This window comes from Pseudomonas sp. LJDD11 (genome assembly GCF_024584215.1).
Lineage (GTDB): Bacteria > Pseudomonadota > Gammaproteobacteria > Pseudomonadales > Pseudomonadaceae > Aquipseudomonas.
This window is the reverse complement of record NZ_JANJFL010000159.1, coordinates 1-514: the sequence shown is the minus strand read 5'-3', so window position 1 is coordinate 514 and position 514 is coordinate 1. Positions and strand designations below refer to the sequence as shown.

Sequence of the window (514 nt, the reverse complement as noted above, 5' to 3'; positions counted from 1 at the left end):
GGGTGTGTATTTCCTGGCTGCATAATCAGGATTCAGTTGTTGGGTGGTCAGGGTCGGGCACATCTCGAACATGACGAAACGCAGGACGATTCCGGTTGCGCCAGGGGCCTCGATGATCGATTTCAGGGCTTCGCTGTTCTGGTTGTAACTGACGATGCTGTCCCGCGGGAAGGTCAGTTGAAAGGTGCCGCTGAGGGCGAAGGATCCTGGCGCATCCATGGTTGCCGGTCCCAGTATTCGCTGCTTTACATCCAGGCTGCTGCAAACGGTATCGCAGTTGATCAGTAGCTGAGTATCGCCGTTGTTGCCGATCTGAAGACCACCGACAAATATCTGGGTGGTAACCGTTGATGTCGGGTCCAGATCCACCATCATCGGGCCGGAGGAACTGCGCTGGCCGGTGACCGGGTCCAGTGAACCGAGCAGATAGACGGGTTTTCCCACCAGGTCGCCTTGCTTGCTGATACTTCCCGGATTCCCTTGCGAACTGATCTGCGTGTCCAGTTCGACGACA

Annotated in this window: 1 pseudogene; it reads right to left on the bottom strand. The window is 56.6% G+C overall.

Annotation, left to right across the window (positions count from 1 at the left end):
- A pseudogene (locus tag NRB16_RS29340) lies at window positions 1–514 on the bottom strand (hypothetical protein); the annotation flags it as partial.